Origin of the sequence: Aliarcobacter thereius LMG 24486 (genome assembly GCF_004214815.1) — a bacterium.
GTDB classification, from domain to species: Bacteria; Campylobacterota; Campylobacteria; order Campylobacterales; family Arcobacteraceae; genus Aliarcobacter; species Aliarcobacter thereius.
Genome location: NZ_CP035926.1, coordinates 1303989 through 1319843 on the forward strand (window position 1 = coordinate 1303989; position 15855 = coordinate 1319843).

Below are 15855 nucleotides of genomic sequence, written 5' to 3' on the forward strand. Positions count from 1 at the left end.
TCTATCCTCTAAATCTTAGCTTATCACTCTTGATATCAAGTTTTGATATATTACTTTCAATCTCTAAGGTAAACTTATCATTACTAATATTTGGAGAATATACAGTGATATATTCACACTCTTTTTTATCTTTTAAAGCTTCAACCAATTCATCAGAAGTTATATCACCAAGAATAAAAGCTACATTTGACGCTAAATAAAGTTTATCTTTTATAAGCTCTTGATGTTTTGTACTAAGAGGTAAAGCTTCTGCTACAAATAGATTATAAAGTATCTCTTCATTTGATGAAATATCAGGTTTCTCCATCATAGCTAATAAATCATCTTGACTAACATCTTCCAGTGATTTTTGGTAAATTTTCTGTTTTTGGTCTTCCACTATTTCAAAAGTTCTAAAACCTATATCACCTTTTACTAACTGCTCTCCTGCTTTATCTATTCTTGCTTTTGTAATATCAAATATTGTTTCATACCCAGCTTTTTTTGCTTCACTTTTTTCAGGTGTTTTTTCAGCCCACTGAATACAAATAAACTTACGATTACAATTGTCTTGTGCATTTAAATCCATAATTGCGTGTGCAGTTGTTCCGCTACCTGAGAAGAAGTCTAGGATTATATCGTTTTCATCAGTCGTTATATTTATAAAATAATTTAATAATTCAAGAGGTTTTGGCGTATCAAATAATTCTGTATTCCCAAAAATTTCTTGATTTACTAATTTTGAAGCAGAATCAGAAGAACCACAAAAATCAAGTAAATTTGGTTGTGCTGAATAAGTATCCTTATCTTCAAAATCGTATATCTTTAAAATAATTTTTTCACCATCATAAATAAATCTATTTTTTGCTTCTAACTCTTTTGCAGTCTCTATACCAATTTGCCATCTTTTACCATTTCTAGGTTTATGTCCTAAAATTTCAAACTTCATAGTGTCTCTTTTATATCCACCAGAATCTTTTTTTTCAATCACGGTTGTACGATAACTTCCAATTTCATCACTATATGGATATTGACGAGTTTCTTTTTCTGTCTTTCGTTGTTTTATTTTAGCATTTTGACTTTTTTTATAACATAATTGATAATCAACTTGTGAACTAACTTCTGCACCTTCTACATTAGAAGTTGTTCCTTTCTTCTTCCATAAAAATTGAGATAAAAAGTTCTCTTCGCAAAAAATTTCATCACATAAAAGTTTTAACTGTGCCGCTTCATTATCATCAATAGAGATAAATATCACTCCATCATCTTTGAGCAAATCTTTTGCTAAAAGGAGTCTAGGGTACATAAAACTAAGCCAACCACTATGTGTTTTAGCACCTTGAATATTTTCTATATAGTCTATGTACTCTTTATCATACCCAAGCTCTTCAAGTGTTTGTTCAGTTGAAGTTGTGAAATTGTCATTATAAACAAAACCATCATTTTTAGTGTTATAAGGTGGGTCGATATATATCATCTTTATAGATTCAAAGTAGTTTTGTCGAAGTATTTTTAGAGCATCAAGATTATCACCTTTTATAAGAATATTTTCTGTCTTATCCCAATTCTTACTTTCATTTTTCAAAGGCTTCAATACTTTGTAGTTTTTTGTAAATGCATTATGATAAGCCTCTTTTTTCCCAACCCAATTAAGCCCATAACCATCTTCTTTTATCTCAGCTTTTGAAGGATCTAAACTCATCTGTAGTTTTTGAGGGTCTATTACATACTTACCATTCTCATCTATGCTTACAGCATGTGGAAACTGCTTTTTTAATAATTCATAATTAACATCATTTATACTTTGTTCTTCTATCACGTTTTTTTTCATTTCTATTTATCCTATGTATTGTTACTAACTTTTATTGTTTTGTTTTTAAAGAAACTTTTTTAGGCGAAAGCTTTTTAATCATCTCTTCAATTTCACTAGATAAAGTTTCATGTTTTTTATTTTTTCTTAATCCACTCAAAATTTCTTTTTTAATTTCATCACTCATATTTTGCATTTTTTCAATGATTGACAAAGCATCACTGACTTCTGAGGTTTTCGCAAGTTTTCTTGTAATAATATTGATAATACAGCTATTATATTCATGGCTTGTTTGCACTATATCTTGAATAGCTTCAATGTTATTTTCAAGTTCAAAAATTTTATCTGTACTACAAAGGTCAGTATATGCTACTCTTTTAATATTTTGTGGTAGCTTAATGATGTCATCAGCATTTTTAGAGATAATAATATCGGTTAATATCTCTTTAGTTGTATTTTGTATCATAAGCTTATCAAGAAAATCTTTTATCTCTTCATTTTGACTTGAAATAAGCTGAACAATATATCCATCCAATTTGGTGTTAATTTTTTCAATATTTTCGGGACTTATATCACTTCTGTTAAAAAGCTTTTCATATAAATTGAACAAAATTTCATTTTCATCTTTTAGAGAAAGTAAATAATCAAGCAAAGACATTAGAGATAACCCTTCTGCATCTCTGAACTCAACTAATTTATGATAAAAAATATCTTTTAATTGAGAATATTGATTTAGTAATGATTGAATGTTACTAGTAACATTTGTATTATTGTAAGTTATTTTGTATATCTCAAGATAGAAGTTCAATAATTTCTCTTGATACTCTGTATTTGTAGAAATATCATTTAATACATTTAAATTTACTTGTTGTCGGTTGTTAGATTGCATTATTTGAACAGGTTTTAAAAATTCTTGAATATAGCTAGTGAAAACTTCACTTTTGTATTTTACTTTTTCCATATTTCTTAATAAATTAGTCATTATTTGTATATTAATCATTAAATCATCTAGTTGTCGTTGCTTTTCGCCATTCATATCAGCTTGAACTGTAATTTGTTGTGAAAAATTGGGTTTTATTTTTTCAAGAAGAAATTCTATTTTTTTAATATCAATAATTTTATGCTGCGTTAAATATTCTATCTCTAAATAAGCATCACTTTTTATATCAATATTTGGTGTTGTAATTTTATTAATTATATGTTTCACTAATTCATGTGAAGCGATCAGAGATAATTTATCTTCATTTATCCATTTAGTTTTATATAATGGAGAATCTAAAAAATAATCATAATAAGTAACAAATATACTTTGTAAATCTTGTATTGTTCTTTCATCTTTACTATTGTTAATAAACTTGTCAACACCATCTTCATATAAACTTACAATGCTATCTTTCGGATGTTCTTTCCATATCGTTTTAAATTTATTTACTAGTTTTTCTTGTAAATATTTTAATCCACATGCTCTATTTTGTTCTACAAATTTGAAAAAATAATCTAAATCATCTTTTTGAAGATGCTCAATTACTTTTAAAGTTTCATCGCCATTTTTTGCATTTTTCTCAAAAATTCCAAACAATTCACGCAATGGAGCTTTCTGTAAAGCTTTATATTCATTTAATTTTGATAGTAATTTAATACCATTGATCGCATCAGTTGAATATGTTTTTCTATCTAGTCCTTTTCTTATCTCTTCAATAGCATAAGCTACAACTTTGTCAAATAATATTGAGTTCCCTTCAAATTCAAGTTTTAAATCATCAAATTTATTAGACTCAATCAAATTTACAATTTCACTTGCTAGTGTACTTTCATTAGTTATATTTAAGATAATGTTTTCAATAGTTTTTAAACCTGAAGTAACTGCTTTTGTTCTTTCCATAAATATTTTAAAATTATCAAGATTCACTTCTTTCTCATCTTGATAAATTTTTATTTCTTTAAATTGATAAAACAAATGAGGGTATTTAGTAATTTCTTTAAATACATCTGCCCATTCTTCCCGAACTATTAATAATTTCGCTATCAAACTTTGATGTTCTTCTATAAATTCTTTTCCATATTTAGCTTCAATTGTTTTTAATTCAGATGTCAAGTTATTAAATAACTGAATAATTCTTCTTGGATTAGAGGCATACTCTTTTGCCACAATATTGATAGTATCAGGAGTGAACCCCAATGTATTGTTTGAATTTAATTTATTTGCAAATTCAAATAAATCTCTAGGTTGAAAATGCTTTATTTTGATTGTTGTATTAAAAAATTTTCTTAAAAATTCATCTGCTTCTTTGCTATTTTCTTTATTATACTCTTGCATATGTCTTTTTAAAGCTTCATCATCTACGGGAACTAAAAATATTATTCCTTTTTCTGTGCCAATAAAATTTTTTATATTTGTTAAGAGTTCATAAGCTGTTTTTTTATCACATCTATCGATATTGTCAACTACTATGACTAGTTTATCACAAACATTTTCTTTAATACTTTTTTCTGAAATCCATTTTCTTGGATGTGCTAGTTGTTTTTTATCAAACAGCCATTGAGTTATCTCATCAAATGCTTCTTCAAATTGTTCTGGAGCAAACATCGCAGGTTTGGATAAAGTAATTTTATAATCAGTAAAAGCATTTTTGAAAAAAGCAACTAATGCAACCACAATTGTAAAAATAGCTTGAATTGTAATTGTTGTACTTTTTGTATCATTATCAAGAAATGCATAAGATAAACCAACTAAAAGTAAACCAAAAACTAAAATCAGAACAAGATATTCCCAGTTGAATTTTTGTTCTATAGTTTTATCTTGTGTAGTATTTTGGTAAAAAGAATCAAAAAAGTTTGTACCATCAAATTTCAATTGTTCATGCAAAGTTTTTAAAAACATTCTTCTAAAAGAATCGTTTGCATATTTCCAAGCATCATAAATGACAAACTTAACTTTTTGATCTTTGTTTACTTCTAATTGAGTTTGAGCAGTTTTAATAATTGACGACTTACCACTTCCCCATTCTCCATATAATCCAATATTGAATGGTGTTGGTGCATTTAATAGTGTGTCTTTTAAAGATTCAGCATACCGTTTTGTTTCGAGAATATCATTTTCTTCTGTTAAACCTATTTCTTCATCTACTATAAAATTCATTTTATTTTGCTCTTGTTCATTCATACCCAACATCCACCTTCACACCCAAAAGTTTTTCACTATCATCTTCATCAGTAAGAGTCAAAATCGTATTTTGTTCTATGATCTCTTTATACTCTTGCTCTGTTAGTATCGATTTTATTTCATTTAGATTTCTTTGTTTAAACTCATTTTCTAATTGATGATAAAGTATCTCATTAACATCTATTATCTCACCACAATTTGGACATTTTATACTTGATTCTGTTGACATATTTAAGTGTATATCTCCCCTATAGATATATTTTTATATATTTTACTAAATTAATATAAATATGTCCTAAAATAAATTAGATTATTATATTTTAGATTAAAAACTTCTTGGTCTTCCTGCACTACTTTTTTTCTTTGGGATTATACCTCTTATAAATGATTTATAATTTTTACTACCTTTAAGAGATGATATATCTTGTTCATCTTTACACAAGTAAGATATTACTTCATCCTTTAAAACACCTATTTTCTCCTTATCTTTATAATCTATCATACCTATCCCATTTTTCTCATAGTTATTCATATTGCAGTTATGATAAGTTCCTTTACCATTTGTAATTGTACTATTCCAATACTCCCCTATTTGTTTTGATTTAAAAGTATCTTTACTTACCTTATTACCATCATAAAAGAAAATTGCATGAGTATGCATACCTTTATCTTCTGTATGTTCACTTTTTATTATATATCCAACATTGTTTTCAAATACACTTGGTTTACCTCTTCTATTATTTTTAAGTCTATTTATATCTTTTATTGCATCATCAAGTTCAAGACTATTACTATATGGTTTCTTATATGCTAAATCAACTCTAACAACACTCAACTTAGAATAATTATCAAATAATGAATCAAGATACTTCTTTGCACTATCTTGTCTTTTATTATAGTTTACTTCTTTCATCTTATATCCTTTATATTTATTTCTCATATAAAGGTTTGTATATATAAAACTATTCTTTCTCTAAGCTATTTAATTACTCTATTACTCTATTTCTATCTATAACACTTTAGAACATATAGTCTATACTACATACTACTCATAGCATATATAACTAATTACTAGTTATATAATAATATATTTATTTATAATATTAATATCCTATATTATTTGTAAGGTAAAGTATCGTCTATCTTTGTATACATAAATAAAGATTTTAGCTATTACAATAGTTTTAATTTATTTGTAAATATACAGAGTTAGGAATCTTAATAAAAAAAATATCTGATATGTAGCCTAGACCAAAAGGTCTAGGCTATATCTTTTGAATAGGTATTTTCTTCTAAATATCTAATTAACTCCTCTCTTGATATATGAATCTTTTTACCAATTTTAACTACTTCTAAATATCCATTATAAACTAGCTTCTTTGCCATATCTACTTTTATAACTCCTAAATCTTCAATCTCTTTTAAATTAAAAAGTATTTTATTAGGAAGTGATAAATTATAATCTGAACTCATTTTATCTCCTTACTTTTTATTTAAATCATCTAAAATTTTTTTAACTCTTTTCCTCTCTTTTTCATCTTGTAGATTTTTATAATGTTTTCTTAAATGCTCAAGCCCAGCTTGTGTCCAGTCTTTGAATTTGTTTTTACTCTCTTTGATTATGTAGTAATCCCATGCCAACATTTTTAATCTCCTTTGTTTTATATTCGAATCCAAACTCTTTTAAACTGTTCTTTTCCTCACTCAAAAAAAGAGTTTGTATATAAAAAATCTATTGAAAACGTTTTTGAAGTAGTTAAAAAAATCGCAAATAGTATATAATCTTTAAAAGTTGAGAATTAATCTCAACTTTTATTTTTTAAGAGTTTAAAAATTTTCCCACTCTTCACTATCTTTTATTGACTCTTTTTTCTCAATATTTTTTATAGTTGGTTTTTTATTTGAAGTTGTATCTACAGTTGTATTAGATTTATGAAAATCTCTAGCTTTTGCACTATCTTTACCTATAAACTCTTTTGAGTTTGCCTCTTTTACAATCTCTTTTGCTATTTCATCTGTAACTAATGCTATATCGTGAGTTTGAGATGATACCATTGCATTTTGTTGAGTTTGACGATCAAGTTCACTTACTGCATCATTTATCTGCTCTATTCCCATTAATTGTTCTTTAGAAGCATTTTCAATATCAGATATCAAATTCATAGTTTGTGTAATATTTTCACTTAAATCTTTATACCCATATATCATACTTGAAGCTATTTGTTTTCCTTCATTTGCTTTTATTGTAGCTTCTTCAACAATATGTTTTATATCTTTTGCAGCTTCTGCACTTCTACTTGCAAGGTTTCGCACTTCTTGAGCAACAACAGCAAATCCTTTTCCTGCTTCTCCTGCAGTTGCAGCTTCAACAGCAGCATTTAGACTTAGAATATTTGTTTGAAATGCAATTTGATCAATTACTGCTATAGCTTCATTTACCATATTTACTTTATTGTTTATCTCATCCATAGCATTTGTTGTCTGATTTGCTAAATTTTCTCCATCTTTTGAAGAACGAATAACACCATCTGATAATTTTGCCATTTTAGCAATACTTTCAGTATTGTTTCTAATATTTGAAGTAATTTGCTCTAAAGCAGCTGCAGTCTCTTCTAATGAAGCAGCTGCCTCATTAGAGCTAATATTTAATTTATTTACATTTTCTAATAAAATTTTTGAACTATCTTCCAAAGTAAGCCCATTTATTTTATTTTCTAATAAAAGATGATTTATAGTATCTGCTAAAATATTTATCTCTTTTGCTACATCACCTGTTAAATTCTCTATTCTTGCTGTAAAATTCATATCTTTATATTTAGATAAAACTTCATCAATTGAAACTAAATCATTATTTACTTTTTTAGATATTATTTCTAGCATATCATTTAAAAGATTTTTTAACTCTTCTAGGCTATCATTATCTGTCTTTGCAATAATTCTCTCTTTTAGATTTCCTTTATTTATTTGTGAAACAACCTCTTTTACATTTTTAATTAATGCTTCATCTTGTTTTAATAGATTGTTCGTTCTTTCAATATTTTCATTTACTACTTTTGTCATTATTCCTATTTCATCTTCAGATTTTATCTCTATTTTAGAAACATCTGAACTCTCTTTATTTAGATATTTAAAAAATGATAAAAGTCCATTTTCAAATCTTTCTAAAGGAGAGATTATCTCTTTTGTGATAAAAAATGAGATAAGGAAAATTAAAATAACTGAAACAACTATAGCAATAATAACTATTCCTAAAATAATTGAAGCAATTTTCTCTTTTGAGTTTTGATGCATAATTTCAATGTTTTTTTCAATATTATCAACGTAAACTCCAGTTCCAATCATCCATTTCCACTCTTGAAGACCATCAGCATACCCTATTTTGTCATATAACGTTGGATCATCTTTACTTTTTGGGAAATCAAAAATTACTGTTCCTCCACCTTTTTTTGCAGCTTCTATCAAATCTTTTATATAATAAATACCTTTTTGGCTTTTATTTTCAATCAAATTTTTTCCAACTAATGATGGATTTATTGGATGCATTATGTTTGTACCATCATAATCATACACAAAGAAATATCCATCTTGTCCAAATCTAATTTTTGAAATTTCATTTAAAGCTTTTGCTTTTAACTCTTTTTCTTCATTATCAATATAAACTCCTGTTCCAACAACCCAACCATAAGGCTCAAATAATCTTATATTAGATAATTTTGATCTAGGTTCTTTTCCTGGAATTACCTGTTCGTAAGGAACGAAACCTTCACCTTTTTCAAAAGCAGTTTTTATAAATTCTAAAATATGTTTTCCATTGTTTTTAGTCCCTTCTCTCTCTGGTGTTAAAGGTAATTTTAGTATTGTAGAATTTTTATCATAGACAAAGAAATAGTCATTTTCCTCTCCATATCTAACAGAACCAATAGCTTCTAAAAGAATCTTTTTTAGTTCTGCTTCTGGTATTTTATTTTTTTGTTCATCATAAATTTTAGATATCATTGCAAATAAAAAATCAGTTTGTGACTTTAAGTACGCACCTTTTCTTGCTTTGATATTTTCAATTTTTGCTTCTTCATAAGCACTCTTTGCTATATTTTGTGCAAATGCTGTATAGTTTTTGAGTTCCTCTATACTTGTATTAAAAGCATTTTGCCTATACTCTTCAATAGTTTGATTTGTAAGGTTATTAACCTCATAAATAGACTTTGTAGCTATTATAGTAGAGACTAATATAATAGTAATTATTACAATGCTTAGCAACTTGACTCGTATTGATAAATTTTTCATAAAAAACCCTTTTGTGTTTGTTGAAAATTATTTTACTGAAAGAATTATAAATTTTACATGAGGTTGATTATATCTTAAAGCTCTTAATTTTTTTATGAAAATAGATTATATTCCTATCTTTCTATATTAGTTATTTTTTGGGTCTAAAAGCTTTTATAATCTCTTCATTTGTCTCTAAATATGGACCTTCCATCAAATCAATACAGTATGGAATTGCTGGAAAAACTGCATCTAAACACTCTTTTATTGATTTTGGTTTTCCTGGAAGGTTTACTATTAAAGAGCTTCCTCTAAGACCTGCTGTTTGTCTTGATAAAATTGCCGTTGGAACATATTGTAAACTTACACTTTTCATAAGCTCTCCAAATCCTGGCATCATTCTATCACACACAGCTTCAGTTGCTTCTGGAGTTACATCTCTTAAGGCTGGTCCTGTTCCTCCTGTTGTTACAACTAAACAGCACTTTTGATTATCTATTAAATCTATTAAAGTCTCTTCAATAGTCATTCTATCATCACTGATACATCTATAAACCTCTTGCCAAGGAGATTTTAAATAACTATTTAAAGTATCAATAATAGCCTTTCCTGATAAATCCTCATAAATTCCAGCACTAGCTCTATCACTTGTTGTAATTATTCCAATTTTTGCAATCATAATAAATTCGCTATTGCCACTAGCAAATCTTTTTGCTAGTGATTTTGGAGTGAAACAATTTATTTTATAGTTCGGATATAGTTCTGCTACATTTTTAGCAATTTTTACAGTTGTGATAAATGTAAATTCTTTCATGTTGAAGCCTTTATTTTAGACAATTTTGTAGCTTTAAAACTGCTATCAAGTTCAGCTTTTAATCCATAACTATCACTTATGCTTTCAAGTTCACTTAGACTAAAATATCCTAGCTCTTGCTCAAAGCCATCTACTAAACCATAACAAGTGTTATAGTCTGATTTATCAATCTCTATTATGTACCAAGTCCAGTTTGAATTTGGTAGAAATATTTTAAATCTACATATTGGGTCTTTTAGTATTGTAGAAGCATATAGCTCTGGAATTGATTGTAATTGCTCATTTGTAAGTAAGCTACTCATTATGCAGCTCCTTGTTCAATTTGTTTGTACCAGCTTTTTGTTTTACCGTCCCATCTAAAGCCACATGCTTTTATGCTATCTTTCTTAGCAAATATATCATTACCTGTTACAATTAAAAGGCCGTTTTGAGAAATTACATCAAGCCCTATTCTAAATAGTGATTCATACTCGTATGGATCAAAGCTTTGTTTAATGTTTCTATTGTGATTTGTTGTAACTGTTGGTGTTGGTGAAGATTGTTGTCTATGGTTTGTTTGTTGTGGTCTTGATGAAGATGATGGTATTGATTCATTATTAGCTTGATGATTTTTTGTTTTATCATAAAGAGAGTTTCCAAACTGATTACCAAAGCTTCTCATAGCCCTTTTAAGTGCATCTGTTACTGCTTCTTTTGCAGCTCCTTCATGTGCATCAGCAAGAGTTTTTGCAACTCCTGTTCCAAAGCCTACATCTTCTCTACTTACATCAAGAGTGTGATTTTCACTATGAACTAATACTTGAACTATTGCTTTATAGCAAATAACATGATTTTGGTTTTGATTTTGCTCTTGACTAACATGTTCTAGTTTTGAGATAGAATAAGACCAGTTACCAAATCCAAATACTTTATTTGCTGTTTCAATTACATCATGACCTTCGATATAAGATAGGGATATATTTCCCTTATCTCTTGTTTTAATTCTACTGCTATCAAGTTCTTGATTTAAAATATCTAACTGTTTTTTATCAAACATTGTTTTATCTCCTTTTTATAAAGATTTTTACTATTGGCTTTATTAAGCAACATTTTCTAAATTATCGTTGTAATCTTCGCTGTACTCTTCATTGTTACTCTCATTAACAACTATTTCTAAAGTTACAGGTTTATTAGTTGCATCTTTTTGCTTTTTACTATTTACCTTTACTTTTGGTTTTATAGTTGTAGTTTCAGTAATAACTGATACAAGACCTTCAAGCTCTTTTTTACCTTTTGCTGTATTTATTGCAATTTTAATTGCTTCAATATCAGGAGTGAATTTTACATACCCTAATCCCATTACTTTATTCTCATCTAGTATTACTACATCTGATTTTGTAGATATTGATTCAGCTTGAAGTGTTAGTGAAGATATATAGTTTCCATCAACTCTATCAACACCATTTTGGATTAAAACATCTGCAACTAACTCTTTAGCTAGAGTTAGTGCAGTTTGTAGTTTCTTTTTATAGTTTTGTAATTCTCTTACATTTGTTCCAATATGTTCAATCTTTGAAGCTATATCTTGCAAAGATAATCCTATATAATCAGCTTTTTGGAAGTATGGAGTATTTGAATCTTCTAAGATAGATTTTAAATACTCTTTGAAATATTGGTTTGTAGAATCTTCGTTTAGATTTTCCATTTGAGTTTGAAGTTTATAGTTTACAAATTTCATATCATACCTCTTAAGCTACAGCTTTATAATCTGTTTTTAAAAGTGCAACTTGTTCAACAGCTTCAAATAGCTCTTTATTAAACTTAATAGTTGCATCAATACCATTTATGGCTTTTGAGGTAAATGTTTTATTTGTAAGCAAATTCTTCATCTTAACCCCACCTCTAATCATTGCTTCTTGAATACGATTATATGCACTCCAAAGTGTTGGTACATAATCTTCTTCATAATTTACTTTTAAAAGCTCATCAGCTTTGATATAGTGTGTATTTGTATCAAATCTTATATCTATTGCTGCATTTGCCAACATCTGTTCTTCTGCTTTTGTTAGATGAATAGATTTAAAAGTAGCAACTAACTCTTTTATCTTTGGCATATAAGAAGTTACTTCATTTATTGCATTTTTTACTTTATTTTTATTAAAGCCTACATGAACTATTGAGTGATGAACAAAGCTTTTAGATGGAACTACAAGCATATTTGAACAAACAATTCTAAAGATTGCTAAATCAACAATAAAGCTAGAAGTTCTATTATGAGAGTTTGTTAAAACAATATCTTCATATTCATCTTTTGCATTTGGTCTAAGTAAGTTTTCCAAGCTTCTAAACTGAATAATATGTTTTTGATAACCTTGATTCTCTTCATCTCTTACTTTACTCTCACTTGCCATTATTGGATAGTATCCTGCTTCTCTAAAAGTATCTAATACCTTGTATGTTGGAACAAAGGCATATTTATCGCTAACACCTTCTATTGGACTTTCACTAAAGATTGATGGAGCTACATTAAAAAGCTCATCATTACTTAATGGTTTAACTTGATCTATTTTTACTATTTGTGTTGTCATTTTATTCTCCGAATTTTTATTTTATTTCTTAGCTACATATTTTAGTAGCAACTATTCTTGAGTATTATCATCCAAGACCTCTTTAACTGCTGTAGCAACAGCAATTACAATACTTAATATGGCAGTTGGTGATAACATATTAAGCTCTTATATTATTTTCAAAGTAGATATTGTTAATTGGTTGAAAGATATTTTTTAGCCACTCTTTTATCTCAATATCTTCTTTTAATAAAAACTCTTTTTCTGTTTCGAAAGAAGCTTTTATTTTTGAAAATAGTTTTATTCTATATGTATCAATTAGTTTTTTATTTAAACCAATCTCTAATGTAGAAACCAAAGCCCTATTACTCTTAATTTTTAATCTTCCCATTTAATCTCCTAAATGTTTATTTTACAAAGCTATTGCCTTGTCTACTTTTATGATATGTGATTGAAAAAAACTGGAATTACAAAAAAAGAAAAAAAATATTTGAGAACTCCTTATATGAAAAAATATTCATAGGAGTTTAAAATGTTTGAGAAATACGATGCTTTAATACCTCAAGGAGTTATCTTTAATTTAAAAGAGATAGAGGAGATGAAAATATTAAAAGTTGATATGGCTAAGAAATTGATTTATAATAATGAAATAGAAGTTGTAAAGATTGGTAAGAAAATCCATATAAGTAGAACTGAGCTTATTAGATTTTTAATAGAAAATACCATTATGGCTGATGAGACTAAAGGAGAACTAGAGTAATCTAGTTCTCCTTTAGTTACTAATATTTTTTTGCATTTGTGATAATAGTTTCAAATTTTTATTTTTAATATTGTTTTTAAAAATAGTTTTAGGTAAACCAGTAATGTCACAAACTTTATCGAGTTCTAATCCTTCAATATCAAGTGATAATAATTTATCTGCTATTTCTTTTTTAATATCAAATCCAATTCCATATCTCATATCATATCCTTTAAAAGTTTTTTTAATATCAGGATAATGTATATTATCTATTAGATTATTAATGGTTTTACTTTTAATTCCTAATAATTTTCTAACATTTATGCCTATTCTTGTATCGCTTAGATTAAATTCAAGAAAAGAAAATTTATATAAATAAGCAGCAAAGTTTGCCGTTAAGATTTTATTTTTTTCTAAAAGCTTTCCACTTTGATCTATATAATTCTCATCCCACATAGGTATATTTTGATAAAAACATTTCAAATATTCATGTCTTTTATCTAAAAAGTTTTTTAAATCACTCTTGTTTAGTTTCAATAATTCATAAAAATCTTCTCTTTTTAATAAATACGAATCTATATTTTTATTATGGATTTCATTATTAGAAGATTCTAGTTGTTTTATAAATTCATCTATAGAATTTTTATTTTTTATTATTATAATACCTCTTTTAAATATTTCTCTATAAAATGTTATATTTATATGATTAACTGTATTGAAAGTATCCCTCTCATGATTCAAAATTAAATTATCACATATTTGTAATTCATGATTACAATTAAATACTTGTAATTTAATTTTATCTTTATAAATCTTCAATATTTGGTTAGAATATAAAAAAACAATTACTTTATTTCCTACACCTTGTTTTAAATTATCAAACCATCTTATTAGCCCATTTTCTTCCATAGCTTTCCTTTAATAAAACATCAAATAATATAATATTTTTTTAAAAACCAGTTTAAACTAGTTTTATTGCCTAGTAAAATATTTTAATATCAAATAAACTAATTTAATTTAATTTAGTATATAATTTTATTTTAGATTAAAAAAGTAAGGAATATTATGGAGTTTTATTTAACTACTAAATTAAATAAAAAGATATGGTCAAATAATTTAGAAAATGTTTCAACTATTCATATTAATAACTTAACTTTCGCACCTAAAACCAAGTAGTTTTCCAGTCACATCTCTTAATAGATCGATTATTGCTGTAAAATCCTCATTTCTATTGACAACTTCTTCAATTTTTGCAATCTCATCTAAAATAGCTAAAAATGCTTGCATAGCAATTGCCAAGGTGTGAAGTTCACATTCTAGATCTTTAAACAATCCACCAATAGTTTTTGGTTCATTACTGATACGATTTATATAGCTAACAACATTGTATGTAAAAAATGAGAGTGTTATGCGAGCAATAAGTGCTTCATAAATTCGATTTTCTTCTTTACCAAACCCAAAGTGTTCACGAAGTTCTTTATACCCTTGTTCTATATCCCATCGTCGTTTGTAAATATCGATAATTTCTTCATCACTCAAGTCTAAGTTTGTAGATACAATAGGGATGAGATTCTCTTTGGTTTTTATAAAAACAATTTTTAATTTTCCTGCTTTTTTATGTTCAACTATGACCCCGAAGTATTCAAACTTTATCTTTTTGCCATATTGACCCATCTTAATAGTTTTAAGCTTTTTAAACTTGTTATAGATACCATCAAGAGTTTTTTTCTCCCCTGTGAAGTTCCAGATTCTATCATTGTTTACCATTCTTGAAATAACTTGCAATCCTAGCTCATTCATTGTTTCTATAAACACAGGTTTAGAATACCAACTATCCACAAGCAGATAATCTGCATATATACCACTAGCTACTGCTCTTTTAATCATCTCTATAGCAATTTGTGATTTCCCTTTTAAGCTTTCCAATCTTCGCTTATGTGCATTGGTTCGATGATCAATAATATTTGTAAACTCTTCTATCTTTACCCTTGCATAATTATTCATAGCAATTGCAAAGTCCAACATAAAATTTGAATAACCATCACTATAGTTTAGTGATACAACATTTACACCTCTGATTTTCCTCTTTGCTTTATTGCTCCAAAGGTTATCACAACTTCCCTCTATATTTTTACCAACTTTATCTTCAACAGTATCATCAAGTATAAGAACTCTTACTAGCTTTGCATCTTGTACTTTATGAAGCAGTGATAAAATCTTTAAAGAACTAAGTGATAATAGTTTTCTCCAGTTGTAGTGAGCATTAGCAAGTAGTCTGTAATAGACATCTTTTTTAAAGCTATCATTACTCTGATCCATAAAAGTTGATATTTTTTTATTCATAACTAGCATATATACAAAGTGTAATACAACCATATGAACAGCAACTCCCTCTTTTTTAGAAAAATTGCTCTTTGTTAAAATCGTTTTCATATTTAATAGTCGCAATGTTTCATAAATTGGATTCTTTAGTTTGTCGTTTATGATACCGATTATCTTAGATTCTATCTGCATTCTTACCCTTTAATATAATAGATATTA

16 protein-coding genes are annotated in these 15855 nt (G+C 27.1%); 1 reads left to right on the plus strand and 15 read right to left on the minus strand.

Translation table 11 applies throughout. From position 1 onward, the window contains the following. Window position 1: 1 nt before the first annotated feature. From ATH_RS06770 to ATH_RS06825, 13 genes are all read right to left on the minus strand, one after another. On the minus strand, window positions 2-1810 hold the full coding sequence (locus ATH_RS06770) for a site-specific DNA-methyltransferase (RefSeq protein WP_066184752.1): 1809 nt from the start codon (window positions 1808-1810) through the stop codon (window positions 2-4). Between the two features lie 31 nt (window positions 1811-1841). Further along, window positions 1842-4952 (minus strand): P-loop NTPase fold protein, encoded by a 3111-nt coding sequence (locus ATH_RS06775; RefSeq protein WP_066184753.1) that lies wholly within the window; start codon window positions 4950-4952, stop codon window positions 1842-1844. Next, window positions 4945-5181, minus strand: a complete 237-nt coding sequence (locus ATH_RS06780; RefSeq protein WP_066184754.1) for a hypothetical protein — start codon at window positions 5179-5181, stop codon at window positions 4945-4947. The genes ATH_RS06775 and ATH_RS06780 overlap by 8 nt, the downstream gene beginning before the upstream one ends. Before the next feature lie 96 nt (window positions 5182-5277). Further along, window positions 5278-5865: a YagK/YfjJ domain-containing protein gene (locus tag ATH_RS06785; protein WP_066174543.1), complete on the minus strand. Its 588-nt coding sequence runs from the start codon at window positions 5863-5865 to the stop codon at window positions 5278-5280. A gap of 347 nt (window positions 5866-6212) precedes the next feature. Further along, window positions 6213-6425 (minus strand): MerR family transcriptional regulator, encoded by a 213-nt coding sequence (locus tag ATH_RS06790; protein ID WP_066174546.1) that lies wholly within the window; start codon window positions 6423-6425, stop codon window positions 6213-6215. Window positions 6426-6434: 9 nt separating this feature from the next. Further along, window positions 6435-6596, minus strand: coding sequence for a hypothetical protein (locus ATH_RS09910; protein WP_165595949.1), 162 nt, complete (start codon window positions 6594-6596; stop codon window positions 6435-6437). 183 nt (window positions 6597-6779) lie between these two features. Further along, on the minus strand, window positions 6780-9236 hold the full coding sequence (locus tag ATH_RS06795; RefSeq protein ID WP_066184755.1) for a methyl-accepting chemotaxis protein: 2457 nt from the start codon (window positions 9234-9236) through the stop codon (window positions 6780-6782). 130 nt (window positions 9237-9366) lie between these two features. Then, window positions 9367-9894: a molybdopterin adenylyltransferase gene (gene mog, locus ATH_RS06800; protein ID WP_066184774.1), complete on the minus strand. Its 528-nt coding sequence runs from the start codon at window positions 9892-9894 to the stop codon at window positions 9367-9369. Between the two features lie 131 nt (window positions 9895-10025). Next, window positions 10026-10331, minus strand: a complete 306-nt coding sequence (locus ATH_RS06805; RefSeq protein ID WP_066184756.1) for a DUF2958 domain-containing protein — start codon at window positions 10329-10331, stop codon at window positions 10026-10028. Then, window positions 10331-11065, minus strand: a complete 735-nt coding sequence (locus ATH_RS06810; protein ID WP_066390190.1) for a Rad52/Rad22 family DNA repair protein — start codon at window positions 11063-11065, stop codon at window positions 10331-10333. The genes ATH_RS06805 and ATH_RS06810 overlap by 1 nt, the downstream gene beginning before the upstream one ends. Before the next feature lie 42 nt (window positions 11066-11107). Next, a complete protein-coding gene (locus ATH_RS06815) occupies window positions 11108-11746 on the minus strand; it encodes a siphovirus Gp157 family protein (RefSeq protein ID WP_066184758.1) in 639 nt (212 codons plus the stop codon). A 10-nt stretch (window positions 11747-11756) separates the two neighbouring features. Continuing rightward, complete coding sequence (locus ATH_RS06820; RefSeq protein WP_066184759.1) at window positions 11757-12596, minus strand: DUF932 domain-containing protein; 840 nt, start codon at window positions 12594-12596, stop codon at window positions 11757-11759. A 139-nt stretch (window positions 12597-12735) separates the two neighbouring features. Then, window positions 12736-12966, minus strand: a complete 231-nt coding sequence (locus tag ATH_RS06825) for a hypothetical protein (protein ID WP_066184760.1) — start codon at window positions 12964-12966, stop codon at window positions 12736-12738. 141 nt (window positions 12967-13107) lie between these two features. Here ATH_RS06825 and ATH_RS06830 point away from each other — a divergent pair, with 141 nt between their 5' ends. Further along, window positions 13108-13335, plus strand: coding sequence for an FAD-binding protein (locus ATH_RS06830; RefSeq protein WP_066184761.1), 228 nt, complete (start codon window positions 13108-13110; stop codon window positions 13333-13335). 12 nt (window positions 13336-13347) lie between these two features. On the opposite strand, the gene ATH_RS06835 is transcribed toward ATH_RS06830, so the two are convergent. Beyond that, window positions 13348-14223: a hypothetical protein gene (locus tag ATH_RS06835; RefSeq protein ID WP_066390189.1), complete on the minus strand. Its 876-nt coding sequence runs from the start codon at window positions 14221-14223 to the stop codon at window positions 13348-13350. Window positions 14224-14463: 240 nt separating this feature from the next. After that, window positions 14464-15828 (minus strand): IS4 family transposase, encoded by a 1365-nt coding sequence (locus tag ATH_RS06840; protein WP_130234645.1) that lies wholly within the window; start codon window positions 15826-15828, stop codon window positions 14464-14466. Between the last annotated feature and the right edge of the window lie 27 nt (window positions 15829-15855).

Bases quoted from the DNA above. Each gene is read 5' to 3' on its own strand.
- ATH_RS06830 (WP_066184761.1), top strand. From the start codon at position 13,108: ATGTTTGAGAAATACGATGCTTTAATACCTCAAGGAGTTATCTTTAAT.
- ATH_RS06825 (WP_066184760.1), bottom strand. From the start codon at position 12,966: ATGGGAAGATTAAAAATTAAGAGTAATAGGGCTTTGGTTTCTACATTA.
- ATH_RS06770 (WP_066184752.1), bottom strand. From the start codon at position 1,810: ATGAAAAAAAACGTGATAGAAGAACAAAGTATAAATGATGTTAATTAT.
- ATH_RS06805 (WP_066184756.1), bottom strand. From the start codon at position 10,331: ATGAGTAGCTTACTTACAAATGAGCAATTACAATCAATTCCAGAGCTA.
- ATH_RS06785 (WP_066174543.1), bottom strand. From the start codon at position 5,865: ATGAAAGAAGTAAACTATAATAAAAGACAAGATAGTGCAAAGAAGTAT.
- ATH_RS06840 (WP_130234645.1), bottom strand. From the start codon at position 15,828: ATGCAGATAGAATCTAAGATAATCGGTATCATAAACGACAAACTAAAG.
- ATH_RS06795 (WP_066184755.1), bottom strand. From the start codon at position 9,236: ATGAAAAATTTATCAATACGAGTCAAGTTGCTAAGCATTGTAATAATT.
- ATH_RS06780 (WP_066184754.1), bottom strand. From the start codon at position 5,181: ATGTCAACAGAATCAAGTATAAAATGTCCAAATTGTGGTGAGATAATA.
- ATH_RS06790 (WP_066174546.1), bottom strand. From the start codon at position 6,425: ATGAGTTCAGATTATAATTTATCACTTCCTAATAAAATACTTTTTAAT.
- ATH_RS06815 (WP_066184758.1), bottom strand. From the start codon at position 11,746: ATGAAATTTGTAAACTATAAACTTCAAACTCAAATGGAAAATCTAAAC.
- ATH_RS06810 (WP_066390190.1), bottom strand. From the start codon at position 11,065: ATGTTTGATAAAAAACAGTTAGATATTTTAAATCAAGAACTTGATAGC.
- ATH_RS06820 (WP_066184759.1), bottom strand. From the start codon at position 12,596: ATGACAACACAAATAGTAAAAATAGATCAAGTTAAACCATTAAGTAAT.
- mog (WP_066184774.1), bottom strand. From the start codon at position 9,894: ATGATTGCAAAAATTGGAATAATTACAACAAGTGATAGAGCTAGTGCT.
- ATH_RS06775 (WP_066184753.1), bottom strand. From the start codon at position 4,952: ATGAATGAACAAGAGCAAAATAAAATGAATTTTATAGTAGATGAAGAA.
- ATH_RS09910 (WP_165595949.1), bottom strand. From the start codon at position 6,596: ATGTTGGCATGGGATTACTACATAATCAAAGAGAGTAAAAACAAATTC.
- ATH_RS06835 (WP_066390189.1), bottom strand. From the start codon at position 14,223: ATGGAAGAAAATGGGCTAATAAGATGGTTTGATAATTTAAAACAAGGT.